The organism is Caballeronia sp. LZ003, assembly GCF_031451465.1.
Taxonomy (GTDB): domain Bacteria; phylum Pseudomonadota; class Gammaproteobacteria; order Burkholderiales; family Burkholderiaceae; genus Caballeronia.
This window is the reverse complement of the sequence record NZ_JARUXJ010000096.1, coordinates 1-814: the sequence shown is the minus strand read 5'-3', so window position 1 is coordinate 814 and position 814 is coordinate 1. Positions and strand designations below refer to the sequence as shown.

Annotated in this window: 1 protein-coding gene; it reads right to left on the bottom strand. The window is 52.3% G+C overall.

What is annotated here, in order from left to right; genetic code table 11:
- Window positions 1-814 (bottom strand): hypothetical protein (locus QCE79_RS33170; RefSeq protein WP_309851708.1); only part of this gene is annotated, 814 nt, incomplete at both ends.

Genomic DNA, 814 nt, shown 5'->3' with positions numbered 1-814 from the left:
GTTGTCCGGTACTTCAACCAGCAACCCCTTCACGTCGTATGAGCGGACTGGAATTCGGTCGAATTTATCGGAGGTGATGCGCATCGCCGCCACTGCGCTAGCGGGATATTTGAACTCGCCGGTTCGCTTTTTTGTGTAGCTCACTACATGTGCCGTACCGTGCTCCTTTCCGGGGTTTTTATCTTGATTGATCTCGTCCGCACGCGAGATCTTCAGCACAAAACGCGCACTTCCGACCAGCTTTACTGGAAACGTGAATGTCTTGCAATAGCTCTGGCAGATGCCAGTAATCTCTCTAATCTCTGGTTCGGGCGCAGGAACGTTCTCGCTCGCCGGTTCGTACGATGGTGCGAACTGAAGTTTGATCGTCGCGTTGGTGTGCCCCTTATTCGAATCCCACCACAGATCATTTACCCGGACAGTAACATCCACCTCATCCACGTCCGGCTCTGCGACCTCGATCTTACAGGGCGTGAATTGCGTAACCTTGATCTTCTTTCCGTCCTTATAATCGTCGGCAAGACGACGCTGAAGCTCGACGCCCACTTGCACCTCACTTGAAGCCGCCGTGACCCACTTGATGGCGTCCTGCCGAACCTTCCCCTCGACAAAATCGAATTTTTCAACTTCGAAATTCAAGCTCCCGTCGTCATTTTCGACTCGAACGCCGTCCAGATACACAGAGCGACGCTGAACAGCTTTAGCGGGAAATGGACCAACGTTGTTGGCCAATCCCTCTATCTCTCCTTCCGAAATAAGATCGACAATGGTGCAGCAAAGGCGACTGTTGATAACCGTCTTCTCTTGCCCTTCA